The following is a 22,686-nucleotide window of genomic DNA, read 5'->3' on the forward strand; positions in this document are numbered from 1 at the left end:
GCCTCTGGCTAACACTTCCCCTTGCCGGGTGTGTAGAGGACTTTCACCTCCAAGTCACCAGCGTGGCCACCACAGCCAAACTGGTTGCGCTTGCGCGCAACGCGCCATGCCTGGCGCACACAAAAAAGCTTCGGCAGATGCCGAGGCCTTAAAACAGGTTTGCGGTCTTTCCCACTTGCCGGCTTATCAGTGTCCAGGCATTTCCTTTGGCTTGCTCATGCCTCCCAGTCCCATTGCGGTTTTGGGTTGACCGATGGAGTGCATTCGAGCGTTGCCAGGTTGAGCAGCGTGAAGTATCCATCCAGCCAGCCGGCGGTATCGATGTGATAAACGTTTCCGAGCACTGCCACCTGGCGCAACGGTGTATGCCCGGCGACAACTGCCCGAACGCCTTCAACCACTGACCTGTCTTGATGCTGAATACGATGGCGCGACCATTGGCACATTGCGGCCAAATGATTTGATTCGCTATCGCCACGCTCGATCGCATCGACCAGTTCGGGCCAACTCTTGCGTGGGCAATCAGCATGAACCAGCCCCACCAACCCGGCAGCAGTCTCGACCTCGATCAGTAGCGGCAAATCGCTGAAAATGCTTGTGTAGCCGCCTTGCTCGACGCGGGAAAGAGCGTAAAACCATGCGCCACCATTGATGAAGTGAAGGCTGCATTGAGTGCCGCCTTTACCCTCTTCGTACGACTCGATCGCCATCTGCTCATGATTGCCGCGAATGGCATGAAACCACGGCTTGCGCAGCAACCAGTCATCCACGTTGAGCGATTCAGGCCCGCGGTCGACCAGATCACCCACGCTGAACAGGCGATCCACCGCAGGATCGAAGCCAGCAGCATCCAGAGCAGCCTGTAATCGGGTGAAGTAACCGTGAATGTCGCCAACGGCAAAGTCGCGACCCGAGGTGTTGATTTCGAAACGTTTGATCTTGTTCATTTCGCGATCCCCTGCTCCTTCAGTAGACCTTTTTCCTGCTAAATAATTTGCGGCTCGCCCAGTGCTCGCAGGTAGTAAAATGCAGACACTTCGCAAAGCTTCGTCAAGCGAAGCGGTCGAGTTCGAAGCATCGACCGACACCGAATTCGTTCTCGGTTCGGCCGCGCCACACAAACACGATCTCGTCCTTGGCTATTACTCGGTCCACACGACGCCCGCCGCGCTTCGCGACGCAGAGGCATACATCTCGTCGATCAAGAGGGTCGTTTGTAAGGGCATGCTCAGGGCCGGGTATCAGCCCTGAGCGTTTTGCTCGAAAAGTCATCCCGTGCTCGGCGATTTTCATTATTCCAGTGCCACGCCTTCGCTATCTGCGTTCAAATGGAGCCTTTGCTTCAGTCACGAGCAACATCAGACCGGGTGGAACTTGCCTCTCCTCACTGTTCGCAAATCGAGCACTGGCCCCAAGTTTGTTCAGGCCAAACTTGGGGTCCATTTGCTTGCGGGCGGAATACGAATGTGATGCCCCCCTAGACCAAGATCGCATCCGCTCACCGAGTAACACCCACCCGCTCCGCCCCGACATAAGCGCTATACCCAATTGCCCTTGGTTCCGGCCTTCGAGCCGCGCTCTGGCAGCACAGCAACGGCAGATGTCCTGGCCAGCAGGTAATACAGGATACCCGGCACCACCAAACCAACAATCCAGGAAATATCAACACCGCCGAGCTGCGTGACCATCGGTCCGGAGTAGAAGTGAGTGTCGACAAAAGGCAGTTGGATCAACACACCCATGACATACACGCCGATCCCCAACAGGTTCCAGCGGCCATAGCGACCCGCCGGGTCGGACAGCGCCGGGATGTCATAGCGCTCCTTGTTGATGAAGTAATAATCCACCAGGTTGATCGCACTCCAAGGCGTGAAGAAGGTCAGCAGAAACAGGATGAAGTACTTGAACGTGTTCAGAAACGAGTACTGACCCAACAGCGCTAGCGTGGTGGACGCCGCGACAATCGCCAGCACAAACAGCATGCGCTGCGCGGTGGTGATCTCTAAGCGACTACGAAAGCCACTGATGATGGTGGCAACGCACATGAAGCTGCCATAGGCGTTGAGGGTGGAAACCGTGACCTTGCCAAACACTACGCTCAGGTACAGCACAGAGGCCATCACACCGGTGCTGCCCAGCCCGACGATGGTAGCTACCTCGTGACCACGGAAATTCGGCCCCGCCAAGGCAGCGGCGAACACCCCGAGCACCATTGAAGCCTGAGCGCCCAGCACCGTACCCAGGCCGACGGCAGCGAAGGTCTTCCGGGACGAAGTTTTGCTCGGCAGGTAGCGTGAGTAGTCGGCCACATAGGGGCCAAAGGCGATCTGCCAGGATGCAGAAAGGGACACCGCCAACAGAAAGGAACTCCAACCGAAGTGGCGGTTTTCCAGCAACAGGCCGATATCGTTGAGCGTCATCAGTCGGGTAAACAGATAGACGAAGGCAATGATGCCCAGCACGCTGGCAATCCTTCCGATCAGGTGAATGACCCGATAACCAAAAATGGTCAGAAACGCGATGCATGAGGCAAAAATCAGGATGCCGGCGCTGTCGCTGACATTGATCAACTGGGCAATGGCCTGCCCCGACAATACCGCACCGGTGGCGCTGAAGCCGAGATACATCAGACACACCAGCATAATCGGGATGGCCGCACCATAAACGCCGAACTGCACGCGACTGGAGATCATCTGCGGCAGCCCAAGCTTGGGGCCCTGCGCAGCGTGCAGGGCAACCACTGTACCGCCGAGCAGTTGGCCGATCAGCAAACCAATGAGTGACCAGAACACATCGCCGCCCAGCACCACGGCCAGAGCACCGGTAACGATCGCCGTGATCTGCAAGTTGGCGCCGAGCCAAAGGGTGAACTGGCTATAGAGGCTGCCATGGCGCTCGGCCTCGGGAATGAAATCGATCGAACGTGTCTCGATCAGGGGACTTCGCTGCTGACTATCGCTGACCTTGGTCATTACTGTTTTCTCTTCTGATGGGCAGACGGTGCTTTTATTTTTGTTGTTCAGTCACTGCTACTCGAACCGGCCGCTGATCAAGACCACCGAACGGCGCCTTGGCCCACACGACCTTGCCGCCCACGACGGTCAACAGCACGTCATTTCGCGCCAACTCATCCTCAGGCACCTGCATGAAGTTTTTGTCCAATACGATCAAGTCGGCGAACTTGCCCACTTCGACCGAGCCGAGGACAGCGTCCAATCGCAGCTGCTCGGCGGCGTTCACGGTGATAGCGCGCAGCACTTCAGTACGCGCCAGCGTCGGGTCGGCGTTGAGCCTTCCCGCGTTCTTGGGACCATAGCTGTGTGGGTTCAGCGGATCGCCTGAGCGGGTGACACCGATCTTCAGCGCAAGGAATTCGTCGAGCGGGTCGACGGGCCAGTCGCTGCCGAAGGCAACGCGTCCGCCGGCGTTGTGGATGCTGCCCGATGGCTCCATGCGTGCAAAACGGTCCGAACCGAGATGATCGCTGGTACCGTCGACCGTGGAAGGTGCCTGCTGGGCCCACTGGAAGGACATGGTGGCGGTCACGTCAAGCGCCTTGAAGCGCGCATAGTCGGCAGGGTCCACCGATTCGGCGTGAGCGATGGCTGGACGGAAGCCATTGCCGGGCAGTTGCTGGCGCACGTATTCGATGCTGTTCAGTGCATCACGCACCGCACGGTCCCCGGTCGCGTGAAGGTGCGGGTCGAGGCCGGCCTGGACCGCCTGCAGCAGCAGCGGATTGAGTACTTGCGGGGGGAAGTACAGCTCACCGAGGTTCTTGCCAGGCGTCCACTTGGGTGCAGTCTCGGTTCCGGCATTGCGCAAGTACGGCGTTAACATTGCACCGGTGTCAGCCGGAGCGTTGATGATCCCATCCATGAACAATTTGACGTGGCGCATGCTCACACCCGGCGCGGCTTTGGTTTCGCCCTGGTCGTAGGTGTTGGCCAATTCCTTGGCCTCGGCGATGGTCTTGACCGGGTCTGCTGCAGCGGCGGCAGGGTCCAGCTTGATCGCCAACAAGGCCCGGGCGGTCAGCTCGCCCGACTGCTGCAGGCTGGTAAAAGCTTTGCCATTCTCAGGCCCCGACAAGGCATCGAAGAAGCTGGTGATACCTTGCTGGCGCATAGCGTCGAGCGCCGCGCGGGTCTGGTTCAGCTTCTCTGCGTCGGTGGCTGCCGGCACCACGGCGGCCATGGTATCGGCAGCACCGTCCTCGCAGATGCCGGTCGGATTCCCGGCGCTGTCGCGGACGTACTTGCCATCACCTGGATTGGCCGTGTGCTTGTTCACGCCTGCGAGCGCCAGACCACGAGAATTTGTCAGTACGGTATGAAAGTCGGTGGAACGAACCTGAATCGGGCGCTTGGTCTTGAGCGCGTCCAGCGTCGATTTGTCGGGGTCGCCATCGAGTCCAGTCATGCCGATGCGATCCCAGCTGCCCACCTCGAGCCAGACATCGGGGCCCTTGTCCTTGTCGGCATCCAGGCACGCCTGGATGGTCGCCTGGAAGACCTTCCGGGTCATCGTCTGGTATTTCAGGTCGCACAAGGTCATGGCGCGGCCTCCGTCCCCCGGATGCATGTGGGCATCGATGAAGCCCGGCATCAACATGCGTCCCGCCAAATCGATCAGCTGTGTCTGCGTGCCGATGTACGAGGTGACCCCTTCATCGCTACCAACATAGACGATCTTGCCGCCAGCAACGGCGATCGCCTGTTGCACGGAGTTTTTACCATCGACTGTATAGACATAGCCGTTGCGCAGCACCATGTCAGCGGGAGTCGAACCGGTTGTCTGACACCCCACCAGCGCCATGCAAGAAAATACCGTTGTCGCGGTAATGGCGATAAATAACCTGGAAAATTTCAAATGCCTCACCTCTATTTTTATAGTTTTGGAAGCGGCCCGAACAGACTGCCGTGCAACCCCCTGATATGCAGGGCACACCCTATAGAGCGCAGCAGTCGTATGGACCTCTACAAATGAGGAGGGGTAAGGCAATTAATTGGAAATACCGGGGCGGCCAGACTTAATCGCGACGCGTAGCAACTGCAGGGGCGCTCGGCGAACGCAGGACAGAACCTAGTTCTACCTTGCTTTTGACGCCGAGCTGCAAGTAGCAGTTGCGCAGATAGGTGCGCACTGTCGCAGGACTCAATGCAAGGATTTTGGCAATTTCCTTGTAGGAGTGGCCGGCGGCGAACAGCATGGCTGCCGTCCGCTCGCGTGGCGCAAGCACTGCCCCGCGCGACTGCGCTTCGAGTGACAGAATGACATGCTCTGCGTTAGGACTCAGTGTCAGTGCACAGCGACCCAGGCGCATTACGCAGGGTGCCTTTTGCAGTTGCGCGATCACATCAAAGGGAAGCACTGAACCATTCCACCCGGGCAACTCGCGCTGAATGGCCGCACACAGCCTTGCCCCCACGTAAAGCAGACTGCCGTCCATACGTGCGACCCCGAAGTCTGTCGCCCCGTTGCCAGTGTCGAACCGGATCATGTCCTGCACCTGAAATCGCCATAACTGCAACAGGTGATCGCAGAAGGCCGAAAACAAACTGGCCTCGTTGTCGTTGAAAGCCGGTGTTTGAATGCCACGATAGAGACAGACGAAGAACATCAATCCGCTTTCAGGCAACTCAAAGGTGATGCACATCGGGTGGTAGAGGTCGTGGCGCCGTGCGAACTCGTTCACCTCCTCGCAGGGGTCAGTGAACCCACTGTCGCGCACAACCTCACCGGGTTGGCTCAACGTGTCATGGGAGAAGCTGTCGCTGCCCGCACTCTTGTGCCATTCGGCGGCAAACGACTCGGGCAGATTGATTCGCCCGTGCATCCAGCTTTTGGGGGGAGCATTGGCGTCTGACGTGGACATCTCGCCCCACCATGCCGAAGCGAAGGGCACCAGTAGGCGAAATGCCTGCAGACCGTCTGCGATGAATTGGGATGCGCCGCGCTCTCGAGCAAGGCGACCAAGGTGTAACACGCAAAGATTGAACGCTTTCAGCGTTGCCATCGACGCCTTGGCGCCGAACTCATCACCCTCCTCCATCGTTCCGATCCCAACTGCTACATGGCCTGTCGTTTCGACCATGCCATAGGCCGGGTAATCGCGTCCAGCCTGCGCTGGAAGCTTATGTGCCAGCTGTGACGGGAGGAGCATCCCGGCTGAGCGCCAGCGCCGGCGGCTATAGGCGAAAGCGCAGCACCAGGGCTTGCTGGTTGTTGGCCACTTGCTGCAGGTGCTCGCCGCTGCTGCGGGTATGCGCCGCGTTCTGCCGGTTTTCGCGCGTCATGTCGTGCAGGCGGTGCATGTGCTGATTCACTTCCTGCGTGGTTCCAGCCTGCTCGTTCGCAGCGACGGCGATCTGCACGGCGAGGGCGTGCACGCCTTGCAGGGAGTTGTCCAACTGGCTGAGCGAGGTCAGCACGACCTGGGTTTCACGTTCCAGCGTATGTGCTTGTTCGGCCGAGGCCTGCATCGCCTGCAGGGCTTCGGTGGAAGAGCCTTGCAAAGTGATGGTGATGGCGACGATTTCTTCGGTGGCGCTGCTGGTGCGTTGAGCAAGGTTGCGCACCTCGTCAGCGACCACAGCAAAGCCACGGCCTTGTTCGCCGGCGCGCGCGGCTTCGATAGCAGCGTTGAGTGCCAGCAGATTGGTTTGCTCGGCAATGCCGCGGATCACCGCAAGCACGGTGCCGATTTGCAGGGCGTCGCTGGTCAGGTTGTCGACCACTCTGCCGGCCCGCCCGATGTCGTTCAGCAAGCGTCCCTGCTGGCCGATCATCTGTTGCAGAGTGCCTTGCATCTCGCCAAAGGCACCCCGTGCGGCGGTGCTGCCGTGCGCACTGTCGGCGGCGTTACGGGCGATCTCTTGCACGGTGCAGGACATTTGCTCGACGGCGCTGACGACCATTTCCAGCGACTCTTGCTGCAGGTCGAGGCGTTCGCTGGTTTGCCCGGCGGCGCTTAAAATGTTGCTGCTGGCCTGACCGACGTCCTGGCTGGATTGGCGCAGACGCTCAATCACATCGCGCCAGGCCTGGGCCATTTCATGCAAGGCCAGCATCAAGCCGGCCTGTTGTCGTTGTTCGGTCGGCAGGTTCAGCTCGCCTGCGGCCAAGCGACGGGCCAGTACGGTCATATTGCTCGGTTCGCCGCCCAGCGGGCGCATCACGCTGCGGCTGACCAGCCAGGTGGCGATAGCAACGGCGGCGACGGTCAGCAGGCCGAGCAGCAAGACTTGCCACATCAACTGACGCACCGGGGCAAACGCCTGGGACTCATCCATTTCGGCAATCAAGGCCCAGTGGTTGTCATCGAAGGCGACGGGGACAAACACTTTCAGCGCACTATTGCCGTCCAGCCCCGGTTCGGCGATGCGTCCCTGTTGGCCCGCCAGGGCATTGCTGACGGCACTGCCCGTGAGGCCGACTTGCGCATTGAGGCTGCGGTTGACCTGGCGTTCAGGGAAGCGGGCCGAGTCCGAACGCAGGCTGGCATCGCTGCCGACCAGGTAGGTTTCGCCTTTTTCTCCCAAGCCCTGTCGGGTTTGCATCACGTTATTGAGCGGGGCAATGGGCAATTCCAGAACCAGGGTCATTTGCAGCACGCCGTTCGACATGACGGGGGTGACCAGATATTGGGTCGGCTCCTTGCTCAGCGGGTTGTACTGCAGGTCGCTGATCAACAGTTTGCCGCTATCGCGGCTTTGCTTGACCAGGCGCGCCAGCAAGGTGTCGCGCAGGCTTTCTTCGCTGAGGTTGTGCTGGTCGTCACTGCCGCCCTGCAGACTGAGCATGACGGTGCCATCGGGCATGATCAGTTTCAGCTCGCGGTAACCAAAGGTACTGATAAAGTTTTGAAACACCGGGCGGTCGTAGTGGGCGGTGCTGATCAGCGCGGTGTCGTCCAGTCCCTGGTAGGTGTTGCCCAGGTTACTGGCCAGGGTGCTGATCTGGTTGCGCCGTTCCTGCCAGTTATCCAGCAATTGCTGCTGTTTGATGTGGGCAACCGCCTCGAGGGCGTTCAGCGTCTGCTCGCGCAGAGCGGTACTGGCTTGTTGATAGACCGTAAAGGCCATGCCCAGAACCGGGATCAAGCCGATCAGCAGGTAGCTTAGGGCTAACTTCAAGCGTAACGGCATGTTCAACGACTCCGCGGGTAGAAGGGTTACAGTTCAGGGTGCTTGTAAATTATTCTGCAAGAACCGTGCAACTTATCGAACGCAATGAGTTGGCTTGGGCTTCTGAGTCGCTGTTCTGGCTTATAGAGCGGACCGGACGGTGAGGGAGGAAAATCGCATTCCTACGCAAATTTCTGGTCTGCTGATTAACCAAGCGCTGGCAGATTTTACGTAGCAACGCAGACTTCAAAACGATGCATGCTTTTTTACACGGCCCAGGCCAGAAGCAGCCACTCACCGCCATTGAAACCTGGGCGACTCAATTCAAATAAAACGACTGCTTTCTGCCTGTAAGACAGGCAGCTTCGCCGCCCTTCAGTAAGTTCCTTCCCGCACCGACCGTCTGACCTCAGCCTGTATGGCATAAGCCGGCGCCTCCACAGCATTGAAATCTTGTGTATACCGCTGGGCAAATCCTTCTACCCCCCATTCCTGATACTGCTGCACATGCTTTAGTTCATGAGCCCAGAGCGCGATGTCCTGTTCTGCGGTTTGAGCGTCCCGGAAGAGGATGATGTCGATCAGCGTCACGGCACCGACATCGGGGTTTTGCAGCATGGCAGTGGCGGCGCTGAATTGGCCGTTGTCGCTAACTTTGTAGCGTGCGGTATCGAGGACGCTGGGGTCGTACCAGCGCAGCAGCTGCTCCCGGATGTGCGGTGGAATGGGTTGGATGTCGGCGTTGGCTGCTTCAGCGCGGGCTTGGGTCAGCCACAGCGCCAGGGCAGGTGCCGCGATCTGGTAGATGCCATCAGGCAGGGGGCCGAGCATCTGTCCCAGGTCTGGCAGGCAGATGCAGCCGTCCAGGCACACTTGTTTCTCGCCAGCTGGGCAGCCGTTGGTCTGGGCTGGCACTTCAAGAGTCAGGCAAAGAACAAACAGCGCCACCAGGCGCGTGGTGATGGGCGGCATTGGGCGCTCCAGGGACGGACGCAGCGCGAACAGTGGGTCACAATTGATCGACGACCCGCATAGCTTTAGCGTAGTCCCGAACCAGGCGCCCCCAAGATAATCGCAGGAAGCGACAGGCCACATCGGCTATGCAAAGAGCACATAGCTACGTCCTAAGTTTGCATTGGTCCACGGTATTTCCACTCCGGCATGATGCGGGCAAGAGCTGGCAAGCTCTACTCTCCGCCCCCACGTCAAAGGATCCATGCACATGGCTATTTGCCCCGAAATCCAAGCCCTGGCCACCGATATGCGCGTCTGGCGCCAACAGATTCACAGCCAGCCGGAAATCGCCTTCAAGGAACACAAGACCGCCAACTTCGTCGCCGAACATCTGCGGTCCTGGGATATCGAAACTCACACCGGTATTGGCCAGACTGGTGTCATCGGGGTGATCCACGGCAGCCTTGGCCCTGGGCCGAGTATCGCCTTTCGCGCCGACATGGATGCCTTGCCTATCGTCGAAGAAGGGCAGCCCTCTTATCGCTCCCAGCATCATGGGATATTCCACGGCTGTGGCCACGATGGTCATACGGCCATCCTCCTGGGCACGGCCCGTCTCTTGGCCCAGAAGCGGAATTTTAGCGGCAAAGTGGTGCTGATATTCCAACCCGCCGAGGAGATTATCCAGGGTAGTCGAGCCATGCTGGAGGATGGCTTGCTGCAGCGTTTCCCTTTCGAAGAAGTCTATTCCCTGCACAATCACCCTTCCCTGGCGGCGGGCACTATTGGCGTGCGCACCGGCGCCCTGATGGCCTCGGTGGACTTCTTCTCGATCCGCGTCACCGGCGTGGGCAGCCACGGCGGCATGCCGCATTTAAGCGTCGACCCGATCGTTATCGGCTCGAGCCTGGTCACAGCCCTGCAAAGCATCGTAAGCCGCAACGTCGATCCGATAGAAAACGCAGTCATCAGTGTCTGCCGCTTCCAGGCTGGAGAGACCAACAACGTTATCCCTGAATTCGCCCAGCTCAATGGCACCGTGCGCACCCTGTCCATCCCTGTTCGCCAACAGGTCATCGAGCGCATGCGTGAGGTCTGCCAAGGGCTGGCACTGAGTCATCATTGTCAAATCGACATGACGCTGTCCAACAACACCCCACCGGTGGTCAACAGTCCGGAGCATACCCAGCACGTGATCCACGCCGCGAAGAGTGTGGTCGGGGCCCATAACCTGATCGACAACGTCGCACCGATCATGGCCGGCGATGACGTCGCAGTGTTTCTCCAGGAGCGTCCCGGTTGTCATTTCCTGCTGGGGCAGGACGGTCCCATGTGTCACCACCCACACTATGACTTCAACGATGAGGTGGCGAGCATCGGTGTCGCCATGTTCGAGCAATTAGTACGCTTGCGCCTTGGCGCCTGACGTAACAACAACAACAACAACAACAATAACAATAACAAAGTCCGGAGCCCGGCATGAAACCCAAAACCCTGCCAGCGTGTTTTTCACTGCTGTTCCTGCTGCTGCTTTCGAACCCAGCCAGTGCGTCTATTGGCAGCAGCTATGCCGCCAACTGGCACACCCTGGTACCGTTTTTCCTGCTGATCACCCTGACCCTCGGCATCACCCGTTGGGCCAGCCGCCGCAACCACAGCACCGCGGACTTCTACACCGCCGGCGGCGGCATCACCCCCTTGCAAAACGGCTTTGCCTTGGCTGGCGACTATATGTCGGCGTCGACCTTTCTCGGCGCCGTGGCCATGCAGGCCCTGTACGGCTATGACAGCCTGATCTATGGGGTCGGCACCCTGGTCGGCTGGCCGATCCTGCTATTTCTGGTGGCCGAACCCTTGCGCAATCTTGGCCATCACACCCTGTCGGATGTGGTTTCGTTCCGCCTGCAAAAGCGCCCGGTGCACCTACTGACCGCCGCTAACTCCCTGGTCATTGTGCTGTTCTACCTGGTGGTGCAGATGGTCGGCGCCGGCAAGCTGATCCAACTACTGTTTGGTACGCCCTACCTGTTCTCGGTGGGCATGGTAGGCATTCTGGTACTGTTTTATGTGCTTTTCGGCGGCATGTTGGCCACTACCTGGGTGCAAATCACAAAGGCCGTGCTGATTCTTGCGATCGGCAGTTTCCTCTGTTTCATGGTGCTGAAAAGTGTGGGTTTCAGTAGCAACCAGCTGCTCGACAGAGTGATCCAGGCCTATCCTAAGGGCTTGGACGTATTAGCCCCCAGCAAACTGATCGCCAACCCGGTGGATGCTATTTCTCTGGGAGTCGCGCTGATCTTCGGTATGGTCGGCCTGCCGCATATCCTGATCCGTTTTTTCACTGTGAAGAACGGCGCCGCCGCCCGCCAGTCGGCCTTCTACGCCACCTGCATCATTGCTTACTTCTACACCCTGGTGGTGGTGATCGGCGCGGGGGCAGCGATCTTCGTCATAGGTAACCCCGAGTTCCTCGACGCCAGCGGCCAGGGCCTGATCGGTGGCAACAACATGGCCGCTATGCACCTGGGTACCTTCTTCGGTGGCGAGCTGTTTCTGGGGGTGATGTCCGCCGTAGCCTTCGCCACCATCCTCGCGGTCGTCGCTGGCCTGACCATCTCCGGTGCGTCGGCGGTCGGCCACGATATCTACACCCACCTGTTCCGCCAGAAAGAAAACGATCCCAAGCGGGAACTGAAAGTTTTCCGCAGAGCCTGCGTCACTCTGATCGTCGTTGCCCTGCTGCTCTCGCAACTGGTGCAGAATCTGAACATCAGCTTCCTCGCCGGCCTGGTGTTCGCGATTGCCGCAAGCACCAACTTTCCGATGCTGATCCTGTCGATTTACTGGCGCGGCCTGACCACCCGAGGAGTGATCGCCGCCTGCCTGTGCGGTCTGATCTCCTCGGTGGGCCTGCTGATACTGGGGCCGACGATCTGGGTGGGTGTACTGGGGCACGATACGGCGATCTTCCCTTATTCCAACCCCGCGCTGTTCTCCATGAGCCTGGCCTTTATAGCCGCCTGGGTCGCCTCGGTCACCGACCGCAGCCCATCGGCCCAAGCCGAGCGCGCCAGGTTCGATGCCCAGCACTACCGTTCGCTGACCGGCATCAACGCCAGCAACGCCGTGGCTCACTGACCCCTAAACTGCAAACGAGGTACCTACCATGTCGACCCCGTTCATTGCCCCCAAAAGCGACACGTCTCTGGCCCGCCTGAAAAAGATCCGCCTCAGGTTAATCCTGGGGCTGACCGTACTGACCCTGGGCACCTACTTTGGCTTTATCCTGATGGTGGCCTTTGTTCCCCACTGGCTGACCCTGCCGCTGTCGACAGAGTCGCGGCTGACCACCGGCATCGTTGCGGGAATTGGCCTGTACTGGTTCTGTGTCGCTGTCACCGGTTTCTACACCTGGTACGCCAACCGCCGCATCGATCCGCTGTTGCGTGAAATGCAGTACTCGGCCGACGCACAAGACAGCCGCCCCCAGGTTGGTCAACCGTCAGCTGCGGGCGCCACGACCAGCAGTTCGGCGTAACTTGCGAACACTTTATGGGCCAACGTCTTGGCCCCCTTCACCGAGGGGGCCAAAGTGCGTCCTGCAAGGCTGACCGAGCCGAAACGCGCGCTACGTTGCAGTGGCGGACTCAAAGCGACTTCCTGTAACTGACCGCTGTCCAATGCCTGCCAAAAAGCCGGACGGCTGCCAAAGATCACCGCGTTCCCGGCCAGAGCCAAAGCCTCCAGGTCTGCGAGCACATCAGTCTGAAAATGAATGGCCGTCTCGATAGATCCCTCAAAATACACATCCAGGTCAGCCATGGCCCATGCTGACAACTTGATGCAGCCCAAGGGGTAATCCAACAACTCGGCCGGGGTGACCAGGCTTCTTTGCGCCAGTGGATGGTTGGCCGCGCAAAAGAAACCGCTGCGCCAATTGGGTAGCAAATCGACCTGCAAATCCTGGCGATAGGACAGCAGCGCCACATCGCCGAAAAAAATGTCGATTTTCTCCTCCAGCAGCAACCTCAGCAACTCTTCATAGGTGCCGCCCTTGACGGTTAGCCGCACCTGCGGTGCATTCAGGGCAAAGTGCTCCAGCAGTGGCGTCTTGAGCAAGGCAGCGGCCGTCGGCCCGAAACCCAGGGCAATCTCGCCATACTCGCCGCGCCGCACCAACTCGATGTCCCGGCGCAACTCATTGAGCTCGGCCAGCACCTTGCGCGCCCGCTCGGTAAATACCTCGCCGTAGGGTGTCAGCTCAACTCCAGTGGGCCCGCGATCGAACAACTGAACCCCAAGTTCGGCCTCGATCGACTGAATGCTCCGAGACAGGGCCGGCTGACTCAGGTTGACCTCGATACTGGCTCGGGTGAATGTCAGGTGCTCTACCAGCCCAAGAACGTGACGCAGTTTCCTAGTATCCATTTTTCTCTTTCTTGGCAGTCGGATCTACTAAACAGAGCCAAGGACGATCCTACAAAAGCGCACTCGCGTCCATATCGACCTGACATCGCGGCTGAGGTGATCTCTGGGGAGGCTTCTCTGTAAGGTTTGGCCGCACTGCCGCTGCTGAGCGTATTGTTGATTGACCCGCTGCTCGTCATACAAGCATTTCCTCCGGTTCATCACAGCGTTGGCTACTGCCTAGACAAAATCCCTACTACTAACTCGCATTGACCTACACAACGGGTTTCGAGTTTCTGCTTTTGGTCGATTTAGGCCTTTAGTCAACGGTAGCTTGGGGTAGCCTGCGGTCATTCGACCTGGCGTGGGATTAATACGCATGGATGGCATTGATGGATGATACTTAGTTAAGCTTTGCCTTCTGCGTGAGGACTGGCCATGTGTGGAAGACTCTCACAGTACCGCGGGATCCATGACTTCGTTGCGGCGCTGAGCATGCCCAATGCCTTGCTCAACACCGTCGGCGATCAGGCGCTCGAACGCTACAACGTCGCGCCTTCGACCCAGGTCGCCCTCTTGCACCTCGAAGGCGAAATCCTGCACGCCGACCTGGTCTGCTGGGGCTGGCGCCCGCATGGGTCTACCGACAAGCTGGCGCCGATCAACGCCAGGGTCGAGAAGCTGATGCACGGTCCCTCCTTCCGGGCGATCTGGCCACATCGCGCCATTACACCGATCGACAACTGGTTCGAGTGGGTCTATGAAGGCGGCGCGAAGAAACAGCCCTATCTCATCCGACGCCGGGACGGTGCACCGATTCTGTGTGCAGCCATCGGCCAATACCCCACCGGTGGCCGAGATCCGAGGGTGGATGATGGCTTCGTGATCATCACCGCAGACAGCGCCGGCGGCATCGTCGACGTCCACGACAGGCGACCGGTCGTCCTTGCTCCGGAACTGGCCCGGGAGTGGCTCAACCTGACAACACCTAAAGGGCGCGCAGAACAGATGGTGCTGCAGCAAGGTGAGCCTTTGGAGACCTTTGAATGGTTCAAGGTAGATATGGCCGTGGGCAACGTAATGAACCAGGGGGTTCACCTAATTCGTCCTGTCAGCGCAATCAGTCGCAGTGATTAGTCTGTACGACACCTGTCAAAGCACTTATCCGAACGGCTCATCCATAGTTTTACAATCCGTCTAGACTCCAACAGAGAAGTGCTGAAGGTTCCTGGAAGTACCAGCCCTCAATAGCGAGTCATTCCCACCAATATGACCTGAGTACACAAGACTATGTGTGAATCATGTGATTCAAACCATATGCCGAACGCGAATGGTCGTCGTCGATTTCTTCGATTAGCTGGACTAGGAGCAGGCGCTCTGCTGCTTGCCGGTGCGCTGCCCGACAAGATCGTCCAGGCTGCCGAGAAAACTGCCCCGCCCCCCAAACCACAGAACTCAATCAGTCCTGACATGGCTCTTCAAAGGCTGATCAAGGGCAATGAACGATACATTACTGGTGCCTCCAAGACGCATGACTTCAAGTCCGAGCGAGAAGCCTTGGTCTCTGGCCAGAACCCGTTCGTGGCGGTACTGAGTTGCTCCGACTCCCGTATCGCCCCCGAGTACGCTTTTGACACGGCTCGAGGAGACCTTTTCGCTATACGCGTCGCTGGCAACTTCGTCACAGGGGAAGGTTTAGCGAGCCTTGAATACGCTGTCGCAGTGCTCGACGCACCGTTGATTCTCGTGCTGGGGCATGAGGACTGCGGAGCCATCAATGCAGGTATAAAGGCAACAAAAGATCATGCCGTTTTCCCTGGTCACATCCAAAAATTGACTGACGCACTTAAGCCTTCTATCGAGAAGGTGCTTAATGAGCCTGGGAGTCTTCCCGACAACGCGATAGCGCAAAATGTTAAAGACTCGGTTAACAGCCTCAAACATGCCTCACCATTACTGACTGATGCGCTCAGCAAAGGTACGTTGAAAATAGTGGGCGGCGTCTATCGCCTTGCGAGCGGTAAAGTAGACCTGATCGCCTAAATCAGAAGATGCATCTCGCCTGTTGGTGAGATGTATCCCTTATCAAAATCCGCATGATGCTTCCTTGTCCTGTCTTTCATGGGGCTCGTTCATCAACCATCAGACCCATCACCGCGGCCAGGTTACGACCCTGCTTTCACAAGCGGGTGTCGACGTAGGTGATACGGATCTGGTCGTCCTCATTCCGTCTGAGCCCAATACGTAACAGTCGAGCCGAGCACTGGACTGGGCTTTGTTGTGTAAATGCATAGAGCGACATGCAAACAGAAACACCGCTACAAACAATCACTCACTGCCTTCTTCAGAGCGCCTGACTTAGCCCATGGCGGGCCTTGGTAGAGCGATACCCGACTCCCATCCTTTGACTTCACGATGTCCAGGATTTCATCGGCCGTTACAATGCTTGGTGCCGTGATCCTGTATCCATTCGTAATCACAGACTGAGTGGTTTTAGGGATCTCCTTCTGCCAGGCAGGCAGAACGCACATGACATAGTCTTTTGGTGCCTTGGCAGTGTGCTCACTGACATTTGGTTCACCCGGCACTAAGGATGCGGGCAACGAGCACCCTGCTAACACCATCACCGCTACCCCCCCAATCAACATCCGCATGATTTTTCCTTGTCCTGAAAAGGCCACTGTATCACTGCCCTGGTGCACTTGAGTAAGCCCACTCCAGAAACGACAAAGCCCAGCGCGGGGCCGGGCTTGCTCATTCCGTCGACCTTAGTGTTTCGGAGGCGTTTTGAGGCTATCCAATCGACCGCTCTCCAGCAAAGCCTTGTACGTCAACGCATCTGCTTCGCTGTGATAGACGCCTACAAGAACATCTCCTTGATATACATCCCACATTCTGACTCCCGCACTATTTGCTTCATGAGACATGTGATGCTCATCGCGTTCTTTGACAGTAATGACCATTTGCACATCCTCTGGATTGAGGCAGGTAAAGTATTTTTTACTCCAGTAATCTCCAAAGTTCCATACTGAAAATCTTCACATCCCCCTTCTCTTCTTCCGTCTGTACGAATCCCCAGTAACGCCTCACCACCGCCCAGCATGTAGCCTCCTGCCTTCATCCGTCAGATTTCCCCAACCCTTTGCCTGCAAGCCCAAGGATTGGGATGCGCAAAGTTTGGCGCGGATAGGACCCAGGAGGTCAACGTAAGCAAAATCTGATCAATTCGTTTGAGGCGGGTGCCGATGAATATTTTTTAGTTTTTTTCAGGCGTTGTGGAATTGGGCCGCGTGCCTGTTGCGATGTCCACTTGAGCGGGTCGTTTTTCACATTGCCAATATCACTCGAAAACCATCTTTACATGGCCCCGCAGTAGGCTGGCACCGCGACGCAAGCAATACCTGCTTCGCATCAGCAGACCATCGAACTCTCCGTTTCCTCCTCCCGCTGAATCCAATGTCAGCGAGTAATGGCGGCACCGAGATTGCACCTGCATCACACAGTGCCGACCAAGCCCCCCGAAAGTGCGAGACCAACCTGCTGCCCCACTGTCGAACCAGGTTCGTGTTTGGCTTTGCACTCCGGGGTATTGCACGGTGACACGACGAATCGTAGTGAGACCGAGAGGGATGTGATCGTGGTCCAGTTCGGAGTGTCCACCTCGGAGCTACTGCACTGCAGTAAAGAACAGCTCTCCCTATCTGGACGGTCAGCGTTCATGTGTCACTCAATCAGGGCTCGCCAAAGATGTTTACATCGCGTCGCGGTCACGCAACATCAGGCGAGTGCGATCCAACCATGGACCGCCAAACACCAGATCGACCCTCCCCGGCCTCGAGGTGATGCGCACCATGACTCTGGCGTCCCGCTGACCAAAAACTTATAAAAATTCATAACGCAAGCTGGTATCCGCGAACGCTTGGGAGGCTACAAGTGGCCGTGTCCATTCCCGAGCCATGCGAGCTCCAAAATAGGCTCATCACCCCAAGCAAGGTGATTTACTTAACCGCCCCCATGCAGCGACAATTAACACTCAATATTTTTCGAGGTTCGCAACATGCGTAAAGCAATTTCCGTCTTAGCCCTGAGCGCCCTGTTTGCCCAAGGCGCTATGGCCGCAGGCGGCACCCAGGCTGCGGTCGGTGGTGGTTTGGGCGGAGCCCTGGGTAACGTTCTTGGCCAGAAGCTTGGTGGCAGCACGGGCGCAGCCGTCGGCGCGGGCCTGGGTGGCGCAGCAGGTGGTGCCGTTGCAGCCAAGAAAGGCAAGAAAACCAAGGCAGCCATTGGTGGCGGCCTGGGTGCAGCAGGTGGCTCACTCATTGGCAACAAGCTTGGAGGTAGCACCGGCGCCACCATTGGCGCAGGGCTTGGTGGTGCTGCTGGCGGCGCTATTGGCGGTCAGAAAAACTGACTTTATCGTTAACGAAACCCTGGCACGGAGGCTAATGCCTGTCAGTTAAGCGGGCACGGGCTTGATGCAAAGAAAATCTAATGTGGGAAGCGTCGCCCGGCCCTTCTCACACTAGACCTGTGAAGCTTTGGCGATTGCATCGCTTTAACTGAAAGGCATTTCCACTGAGATTGTCGTCGATATGCAGGCACATCGCGCAACGCCTCCACATGACGGTTGTGAATGCCCATGATCTGGTGTCGATGGAGTGACCACCGGCCTCACCTTTTGTCGTAAGTCGATTGACTGGCGAGGGCCTTTGGAGCCCAGTAACCAGCTGGCTAAATCAGATCAGAAGAAGAAAATCCATGTCAAAAATAACGGTGATATCCGGTGATTTTCTGGCAGGTGATGCCGAATTTCAATCTGGGCTGTTCACTCTAAAATCCGCATTACAACCTTCTCGCGAATTAACGATACCCATTTCAAAACTAGAAGCCTTGGAAACAGCAACCGAAGAAGTCGTAAACAAGAAAGGAAGCGTTATTCGATGGAGCCTGGCTGGAGCATTGCTTTTAGGGCCGATCGGGCTAGTTGCGGGCTGGTTGCTATGTGATAAAGAAAGGGAAATAACCTTCTACGCAAAATTCAAGGATGGCCGCTGCCTTCTTGCCACAACTGACATCGACACTTACTCCAAAATCTCTGCCTCACCCCTCAAGTAACACCACTCTCCCCCCTTTCAAAGTCAGCCGCTATAGCGGTATGGCGGAGCTATGCCATGACCAGGGTCCTCATCTACCGGCCGCTGCTGTCGATCGTTATGGCCGTAAGCGGGCGGTGAACCCATCTTGCTCTTTATCGTCGTGAGTTTGCAGCTCCAGAGATAGCCAAAGCGGTGCCTTCATCAGTCGCGACAAAATGGCTTAGGATAATCGAAGGCTGGAATGGAACATCTCGACTAAAGGACGCGACATTTATGGAAATCCCCTTTTCTCAAATCAGCGAGCGTTTGAACAATCGCCGATTTACGGTAGCGGGCAACGCCCACGGGCTATCCGGTGCAGGCACAGTATTTCATTACCGTGTCGAGGAAGATGCCATTTCGGGTACTTACCAAGGCGGCCAGATCCGCATGGGTAATCAAGTCGGACGCGTGACAGGCCCCGATACCATTGAGCTTCTTTATCATTGCTTAACTATGGATGGTGAGATTCTTGCCGGCTGGTCTCGTGGCACGGTAGGCGTTGATCACGCAGGACGTACCACTCTGACCTTCGTATGGGGCTGGTTGTCGGGTGCGACTGGAGGTGGGGAGTCGAGCTACGTCGAGCTTGCCGCGTAGCGGGTAAGGATTTTTTGATTACTCTCGCGTCCATCTGTGCGGTAGCAACTTTGAAATCTCACTTGCCCGCTGCGTCGGCAGGCGCGTGAGGACGCAGCGGGCGAGTGAAATTAGCGAACTGCTGCCGCATAAGTGGGCACCCTTTTAGCTATGGAGGACTATGAACGCGTACTTATTCCTCTAGATGCGTATCCATCAAAGCATCAATGTAGGGTGCCTTGTGCGCGAGATATTCGGCAATGCCTCCCCGGTTATTGGCTTCGAGCCGTAGCTTCAAATCCTGATACTGCTGCCGGATGCTGCCGTTATCTCTCAAAAGGTCTCGGAAGCGTAGCATTCGCGCAATCTGTCCATGACCAGCGACGCACACGTGTATTTTATGAGTTCGCACCCCATCGACATCGCGACGGTAAAAGTGATGGTCGGTCGAAAGATCTGTTCCCCGTACATAGCCCAATGTATGCATGAGCCCGCTACGAGTCGCTTCATTTAGGTGCTCCGACACTACAACCAAAATGTCGATTTCTGGTTTGGCGGAAAGCCCAGGAACAGCGGTACTACCGACATGATGAGTTTCGATCAGCTCAGCTCCAAAGCCCTTCGCTACTCGTCGTTTTTCGGTAATAAAAAGTAGCGGCCATTGAGGATCATAGGGCGAGATTTTACTGGTGAGGGCCATCAGCTGTCCTTGCGTCATAGTCGAAGGAGTAGAAGATTAACCTTGGTTCAAAAAAATTGAAATTTCTTGCTACAGCTGTGTTTTAGGGGCGGACTTCGAAAGTCTCGATTGATCTCGCCACCCCGAGGGGTGTCTTGGCCGGACGCTTACGACGTTCTATATTTCGCAGACGGTGTTTCTGCTGGCAGTGCTACTTCTAGCGCCTGTCGCTTGGAAAAGTATCAAGCGGTATTGAAGCCACGAGCGACAGAGGATGCCCCTGCCTCCTGCATGAACCCAAAAAACAACAATGCCCAGCACTAGAAGGCTGTGTGAAAGTGCATGCGCCGTTTTTTAGACCGTTTTGCGCGTCAACCAGGCCCCCCAGAAAAGACTGCTGAAGAAACGAATAGCGTCTCCGAATCCGGAGTCATGCAGCAATCGTTGAACCGCAGCCTCGGAATGTGGGGGGTCAGCTCCTTGAAGAATTTTTCCAAGCTTGGTCTTCACTTCATCCGGGCTGGCTCCATGCTGTCGCCACCGATGCCCCCAAGCATCAAGCAGTAACGGTTGGCTGGCATAAGCATATTGATTTCCCGCCACAATTAATGGCGCACCCGGCTTGAGACGAGCCCGAATGGATCGCAGAAGTTGTCGCTTGGCGTCATCTCCATCGAGATGATGGAGTACGCCGATCAAGGTGCCCGCGTCGTATGACTCGTCTGCTGGCAGGTCGTCTACTTGCCCAAGATGCATGTCCGTTCTTTCAAGCAACTTATTTGCCTTCAATTGCTGCGTCGCCGCCTCCAGCATCGGCTCTGATGGATCTACGGCAGTGAAGCGCCAGCTCGGCTCCAACGTTGCCATCGCAATAATCTCCTGGGCCGTACCGCCGGCGCCAACGGTCAGTATTCTCGCCGAGCTGGTATTACCGAGGCTTGCCGCCAGCATGCAAGCAGTAAGATCGTGGCAGGCGTCATACCCAGCCAATGCGATACGGCTCTGTCGTCCGTATTCATTGGCTCGTGAGGTATCAAATTTTTCAACTGCGTTCAAAGGGGATGATTTCAAGGAGATTCTCCATTCGTCCTCAAATCAAGCTACGCGACACACACCGATAATAAAAATTCATTAATTTCATGTACTGCATTCCGACAAGGAATGCAGTACATGAAAATCGCTCGTCTGCTTCACTCCCTGAAGAAGTCAGTCAACCTTGATCAAGGTTCTTGACCAGTGACAACCGTTCGTCCAGGCCAAGGAGCTGTTGCCGATTACTCGTCTACACCTTTAAAAATAGGATCTCTGGCCACATTCCAACGCACCCCAAATATTCGGGGTGCCATGCATCCACTTATTTCTATTAGGCGCTACGCCACGCATCCGATGGCATACGAAGCACCATTCGAAACAGCAGTATTTCAAGCTTCGAGCTTTATTTCTCAAGGAATAGAAAAATGACTATTAGCTCCAAAAATTGGCATGCATGGCTGAACACGATGTCACCCAAACCGGACGACTTTCATGTCGTCGGAGATGTTGATGTTGCAAATCCGGGAGTCGAGGCCTATCTGACCATGCAAGCCCCGCTGGGTTTTAACCCGGCATCACTCATGTTGGATCTGCACTTGATCCAACGACCAGGAAACTGGATTCAACAAATGAGCTGCGTGCAAGCCAGACTCTCCAGAGTAATGCCTCCAAACTCGACTCACTACACAACAGTTGAAATTTTCTACAATGGTGAGCGAATTGCGTTTGTCGACAAAATTCCAACCATCTCCTGACTGATTCGCACTGGATCAGTTAAGCCGTAATGCACAACGCGATCGCCTGACCTTTCGGCTCAGTCGGTTGCCATTGCGCCCCCCGCCTGTACGAATTCCCAGTAACACCCCAACTAATGCCCTCAGCCGAATTGCTTAGCAGCAAGCTGCTTTGTGCACCTATTTTCGTACGCTCGACGCATGACCGATATGCCTCCCATCTTGAGCGTTCGATTCTTCCGCACCGAAGTAGGGACCTTAAAAATGGACGAAAAGGATATCCGTGATGACACGCTTGCAGTCCAGCAGGGCAAAACACGAGCGAAAAGAAGAATTGAGATTGTCGGGGAGCTGAAGGTCGTAATTGATCGAATCCTTGCCAGGAAGACAGGACACAGAATCCGGACCACCAAACTGATTGTCATGGACAACGGCCAGCCGATGACCAGCAGCATGTTGCGGGGGAGGTTTGATGCGGCGCGCGAGGCCGCCGGAGTGGATAAAGCGGATTTCCAGATGCGAGATCTCCGTGCCAAGGCCGGTACAGACAAAGCAGAATCCAGCGGCGACATCATGCAGGCGAAGGATCAGCTTGGGCACACAACAGTGGTGATGACGGAGAACTACATCCGGAAAAGGATCGGTAAAAAAGTCACCCCGACCAAGTGAGTTGCGGAGCAGGCTCCAAAATTGCGGAGCGCAAAAGATAAAGGCCTGCATGAGAAACATCACGCAAGCCCTTGATAGATATGGTGCCGAAGCCGGAATCGAACCGGCACGTCCTTACGAACGGGGGATTTTAAGTCCTATGCTCCCTCGCCAGCTTACAAAAGCAGCTGAGCGCTGAGACCGGCTATTGCCCGTGCTTACAGGCTTATAAACTTGTTAAATCAATAACATACGGACATTCTGCGTATTTCGCTCATCGTGACCGGTCATTTCGCTAACAACGTGACCGATCCCTCCACCCCATTGCGCGGGGTCTAAATTCTAACCGCATCGGTCACGATGCCGCCTCTTCTTCCGTCTTTTGACGT

At 56.7% G+C, this 22,686-nt stretch carries 22 protein-coding genes and 2 pseudogenes; 13 read left to right on the plus strand and 11 right to left on the minus strand.

The annotated features are described in order from the left end of the window. Positions 1-215: 215 nt before the first annotated feature. A complete protein-coding gene (locus ACZYSM_RS27490) occupies positions 216-947 on the minus strand; it encodes a metallophosphoesterase (RefSeq protein WP_489076565.1) in 732 nt (243 codons plus the stop codon). A gap of 79 nt (positions 948-1,026) precedes the next feature. Between ACZYSM_RS27490 and ACZYSM_RS27495 the strand changes: the two genes are divergently transcribed. Then, entirely contained in the window at positions 1,027-1,251 is a 225-nt protein-coding gene (locus ACZYSM_RS27495; RefSeq protein ID WP_489076567.1) for a hypothetical protein, read from the plus strand. Between the two features lie 287 nt (positions 1,252-1,538). On the opposite strand, the gene ACZYSM_RS27500 is transcribed toward ACZYSM_RS27495, so the two are convergent. The 5 genes from ACZYSM_RS27500 to ACZYSM_RS27520 all read right to left on the minus strand — a co-directional run bounded on the left by ACZYSM_RS27500 (position 1,539) and on the right by ACZYSM_RS27520 (position 9,101). Next, positions 1,539-2,972, minus strand: coding sequence for a purine-cytosine permease family protein (locus ACZYSM_RS27500; RefSeq protein WP_489076569.1), 1,434 nt, complete (start codon positions 2,970-2,972; stop codon positions 1,539-1,541). A 34-nt stretch (positions 2,973-3,006) separates the two neighbouring features. Further along, positions 3,007-4,872 carry an amidohydrolase gene (locus ACZYSM_RS27505; RefSeq protein WP_489076571.1) on the minus strand — a complete coding sequence of 622 codons (1,866 nt, stop codon included), beginning with the start codon at positions 4,870-4,872 and terminating at the stop codon, positions 3,007-3,009. Between the two features lie 160 nt (positions 4,873-5,032). Beyond that, a complete protein-coding gene (locus tag ACZYSM_RS27510) occupies positions 5,033-6,055 on the minus strand; it encodes a helix-turn-helix transcriptional regulator (RefSeq protein WP_489076607.1) in 1,023 nt (340 codons plus the stop codon). Positions 6,056-6,191: 136 nt separating this feature from the next. Beyond that, complete coding sequence (locus ACZYSM_RS27515) at positions 6,192-8,150, minus strand: methyl-accepting chemotaxis protein (protein WP_489076573.1); 1,959 nt, start codon at positions 8,148-8,150, stop codon at positions 6,192-6,194. A 354-nt stretch (positions 8,151-8,504) separates the two neighbouring features. Beyond that, positions 8,505-9,101: an eCIS core domain-containing protein gene (locus ACZYSM_RS27520; protein WP_489076575.1), complete on the minus strand. Its 597-nt coding sequence runs from the start codon at positions 9,099-9,101 to the stop codon at positions 8,505-8,507. 250 nt (positions 9,102-9,351) lie between these two features. Between ACZYSM_RS27520 and ACZYSM_RS27525 the strand changes: the two genes are divergently transcribed. The 3 genes from ACZYSM_RS27525 to ACZYSM_RS27535 are packed head-to-tail and all read left to right on the plus strand — an operon-like array spanning position 9,352 to position 12,621. After that, positions 9,352-10,509 (plus strand): M20 aminoacylase family protein, encoded by a 1,158-nt coding sequence (locus tag ACZYSM_RS27525; RefSeq protein ID WP_489076577.1) that lies wholly within the window; start codon positions 9,352-9,354, stop codon positions 10,507-10,509. Between the two features lie 53 nt (positions 10,510-10,562). Further along, on the plus strand, positions 10,563-12,221 hold the full coding sequence (locus ACZYSM_RS27530) for a sodium:solute symporter family transporter (protein WP_489076579.1): 1,659 nt from the start codon (positions 10,563-10,565) through the stop codon (positions 12,219-12,221). 28 nt (positions 12,222-12,249) lie between these two features. Beyond that, positions 12,250-12,621: a DUF485 domain-containing protein gene (locus ACZYSM_RS27535; protein ID WP_489076581.1), complete on the plus strand. Its 372-nt coding sequence runs from the start codon at positions 12,250-12,252 to the stop codon at positions 12,619-12,621. Here the strand turns inward: ACZYSM_RS27535 and ACZYSM_RS27540 are convergent. Beyond that, complete coding sequence (locus tag ACZYSM_RS27540; protein WP_489076583.1) at positions 12,579-13,511, minus strand: LysR family transcriptional regulator; 933 nt, start codon at positions 13,509-13,511, stop codon at positions 12,579-12,581. The two genes, ACZYSM_RS27535 and ACZYSM_RS27540, sit on opposite strands and share 43 nt — an antisense overlap. 417 nt (positions 13,512-13,928) lie before the next feature. Here ACZYSM_RS27540 and ACZYSM_RS27545 point away from each other — a divergent pair, with 417 nt between their 5' ends. From ACZYSM_RS27545 to ACZYSM_RS27555, 3 genes and pseudogenes are all read left to right on the plus strand, one after another. After that, the gene (locus tag ACZYSM_RS27545) at positions 13,929-14,627 is read left to right on the plus strand and encodes an SOS response-associated peptidase family protein (RefSeq protein WP_489076585.1); all 699 of its coding nucleotides are present in this window, start codon (positions 13,929-13,931) and stop codon (positions 14,625-14,627) included. Positions 14,628-14,780: 153 nt separating this feature from the next. Then, positions 14,781-15,533, plus strand: a complete 753-nt coding sequence (locus tag ACZYSM_RS27550; protein WP_489076587.1) for a carbonic anhydrase — start codon at positions 14,781-14,783, stop codon at positions 15,531-15,533. 88 nt (positions 15,534-15,621) lie between these two features. Continuing rightward, positions 15,622-15,738, plus strand: a pseudogene (locus tag ACZYSM_RS27555) (DinB family protein); the annotation flags it as partial. Between the two features lie 70 nt (positions 15,739-15,808). On the opposite strand, the gene ACZYSM_RS27560 reads toward ACZYSM_RS27555, so the two are convergent. Together ACZYSM_RS27560 and ACZYSM_RS27565 are read right to left on the minus strand one after the other, a co-directional pair. Further along, entirely contained in the window at positions 15,809-16,144 is a 336-nt protein-coding gene (locus ACZYSM_RS27560) for a hypothetical protein (RefSeq protein WP_489076589.1), read from the minus strand. Positions 16,145-16,258: 114 nt separating this feature from the next. Continuing rightward, positions 16,259-16,453, minus strand: a complete 195-nt coding sequence (locus ACZYSM_RS27565) for a hypothetical protein (protein WP_489076591.1) — start codon at positions 16,451-16,453, stop codon at positions 16,259-16,261. 334 nt (positions 16,454-16,787) lie between these two features. On the opposite strand from ACZYSM_RS27565, the gene ACZYSM_RS27570 reads away from it, so the two are divergent. The 4 genes from ACZYSM_RS27570 to ACZYSM_RS27585 all read left to right on the plus strand — a co-directional run bounded on the left by ACZYSM_RS27570 (position 16,788) and on the right by ACZYSM_RS27585 (position 19,225). Further along, positions 16,788-17,090: a phytanoyl-CoA dioxygenase family protein gene (locus ACZYSM_RS27570; protein WP_489076593.1), complete on the plus strand. Its 303-nt coding sequence runs from the start codon at positions 16,788-16,790 to the stop codon at positions 17,088-17,090. Between the two features lie 457 nt (positions 17,091-17,547). Continuing rightward, complete coding sequence (locus tag ACZYSM_RS27575) at positions 17,548-17,901, plus strand: bacteriocin (protein WP_489076595.1); 354 nt, start codon at positions 17,548-17,550, stop codon at positions 17,899-17,901. 347 nt (positions 17,902-18,248) lie between these two features. Beyond that, positions 18,249-18,605, plus strand: coding sequence for a hypothetical protein (locus ACZYSM_RS27580; RefSeq protein ID WP_489076597.1), 357 nt, complete (start codon positions 18,249-18,251; stop codon positions 18,603-18,605). Between the two features lie 254 nt (positions 18,606-18,859). Continuing rightward, on the plus strand, positions 18,860-19,225 hold the full coding sequence (locus ACZYSM_RS27585; RefSeq protein ID WP_489076599.1) for an avidin-fold protein: 366 nt from the start codon (positions 18,860-18,862) through the stop codon (positions 19,223-19,225). Between the two features lie 172 nt (positions 19,226-19,397). On the opposite strand, the gene ACZYSM_RS27590 is transcribed toward ACZYSM_RS27585, so the two are convergent. After that, positions 19,398-19,904: a GrpB family protein gene (locus tag ACZYSM_RS27590; protein ID WP_489076601.1), complete on the minus strand. Its 507-nt coding sequence runs from the start codon at positions 19,902-19,904 to the stop codon at positions 19,398-19,400. Positions 19,905-20,237: 333 nt separating this feature from the next. Then, positions 20,238-20,954 carry a class I SAM-dependent methyltransferase gene (locus ACZYSM_RS27595; protein ID WP_489076603.1) on the minus strand — a complete coding sequence of 239 codons (717 nt, stop codon included), beginning with the start codon at positions 20,952-20,954 and terminating at the stop codon, positions 20,238-20,240. A gap of 386 nt (positions 20,955-21,340) precedes the next feature. Between ACZYSM_RS27595 and ACZYSM_RS27600 the strand changes: the two genes are divergently transcribed. Next, positions 21,341-21,670: a hypothetical protein gene (locus ACZYSM_RS27600; protein ID WP_489076605.1), complete on the plus strand. Its 330-nt coding sequence runs from the start codon at positions 21,341-21,343 to the stop codon at positions 21,668-21,670. Between the two features lie 234 nt (positions 21,671-21,904). After that, a pseudogene (locus ACZYSM_RS27605) lies at positions 21,905-22,318 on the plus strand (tyrosine-type recombinase/integrase); the annotation flags it as partial. Positions 22,319-22,686 lie beyond the last annotated feature (368 nt).

It is taken from the genome of Pseudomonas sp. F220, from assembly GCF_057813935.1.

Excerpts from the sequence above, each read along its gene's own strand:
- ACZYSM_RS27575 (WP_489076595.1), top strand. The coding sequence starts at position 17,548 with ATGCGTAAAGCAATTTCCGTCTTAGCCCTGAGCGCCCTGTTTGCCCAA.
- ACZYSM_RS27550 (WP_489076587.1), top strand. The coding sequence starts at position 14,781 with ATGTGTGAATCATGTGATTCAAACCATATGCCGAACGCGAATGGTCGT.
- ACZYSM_RS27490 (WP_489076565.1), bottom strand. The coding sequence starts at position 947 with ATGAACAAGATCAAACGTTTCGAAATCAACACCTCGGGTCGCGACTTT.
- ACZYSM_RS27585 (WP_489076599.1), top strand. The coding sequence starts at position 18,860 with ATGGAAATCCCCTTTTCTCAAATCAGCGAGCGTTTGAACAATCGCCGA.
- ACZYSM_RS27520 (WP_489076575.1), bottom strand. The coding sequence starts at position 9,101 with ATGCCGCCCATCACCACGCGCCTGGTGGCGCTGTTTGTTCTTTGCCTG.
- ACZYSM_RS27525 (WP_489076577.1), top strand. The coding sequence starts at position 9,352 with ATGGCTATTTGCCCCGAAATCCAAGCCCTGGCCACCGATATGCGCGTC.
- ACZYSM_RS27565 (WP_489076591.1), bottom strand. The coding sequence starts at position 16,453 with ATGGTCATTACTGTCAAAGAACGCGATGAGCATCACATGTCTCATGAA.
- ACZYSM_RS27590 (WP_489076601.1), bottom strand. The coding sequence starts at position 19,904 with ATGGCCCTCACCAGTAAAATCTCGCCCTATGATCCTCAATGGCCGCTA.
- ACZYSM_RS27500 (WP_489076569.1), bottom strand. The coding sequence starts at position 2,972 with ATGACCAAGGTCAGCGATAGTCAGCAGCGAAGTCCCCTGATCGAGACA.
- ACZYSM_RS27495 (WP_489076567.1), top strand. The coding sequence starts at position 1,027 with ATGCAGACACTTCGCAAAGCTTCGTCAAGCGAAGCGGTCGAGTTCGAA.
- ACZYSM_RS27535 (WP_489076581.1), top strand. The coding sequence starts at position 12,250 with ATGTCGACCCCGTTCATTGCCCCCAAAAGCGACACGTCTCTGGCCCGC.
- ACZYSM_RS27530 (WP_489076579.1), top strand. The coding sequence starts at position 10,563 with ATGAAACCCAAAACCCTGCCAGCGTGTTTTTCACTGCTGTTCCTGCTG.
- ACZYSM_RS27580 (WP_489076597.1), top strand. The coding sequence starts at position 18,249 with ATGTCAAAAATAACGGTGATATCCGGTGATTTTCTGGCAGGTGATGCC.
- ACZYSM_RS27600 (WP_489076605.1), top strand. The coding sequence starts at position 21,341 with ATGACTATTAGCTCCAAAAATTGGCATGCATGGCTGAACACGATGTCA.
- ACZYSM_RS27540 (WP_489076583.1), bottom strand. The coding sequence starts at position 13,511 with ATGGATACTAGGAAACTGCGTCACGTTCTTGGGCTGGTAGAGCACCTG.
- ACZYSM_RS27510 (WP_489076607.1), bottom strand. The coding sequence starts at position 6,055 with ATGGAGGAGGGTGATGAGTTCGGCGCCAAGGCGTCGATGGCAACGCTG.
- ACZYSM_RS27560 (WP_489076589.1), bottom strand. The coding sequence starts at position 16,144 with ATGCGGATGTTGATTGGGGGGGTAGCGGTGATGGTGTTAGCAGGGTGC.
- ACZYSM_RS27545 (WP_489076585.1), top strand. The coding sequence starts at position 13,929 with ATGTGTGGAAGACTCTCACAGTACCGCGGGATCCATGACTTCGTTGCG.
- ACZYSM_RS27515 (WP_489076573.1), bottom strand. The coding sequence starts at position 8,150 with ATGCCGTTACGCTTGAAGTTAGCCCTAAGCTACCTGCTGATCGGCTTG.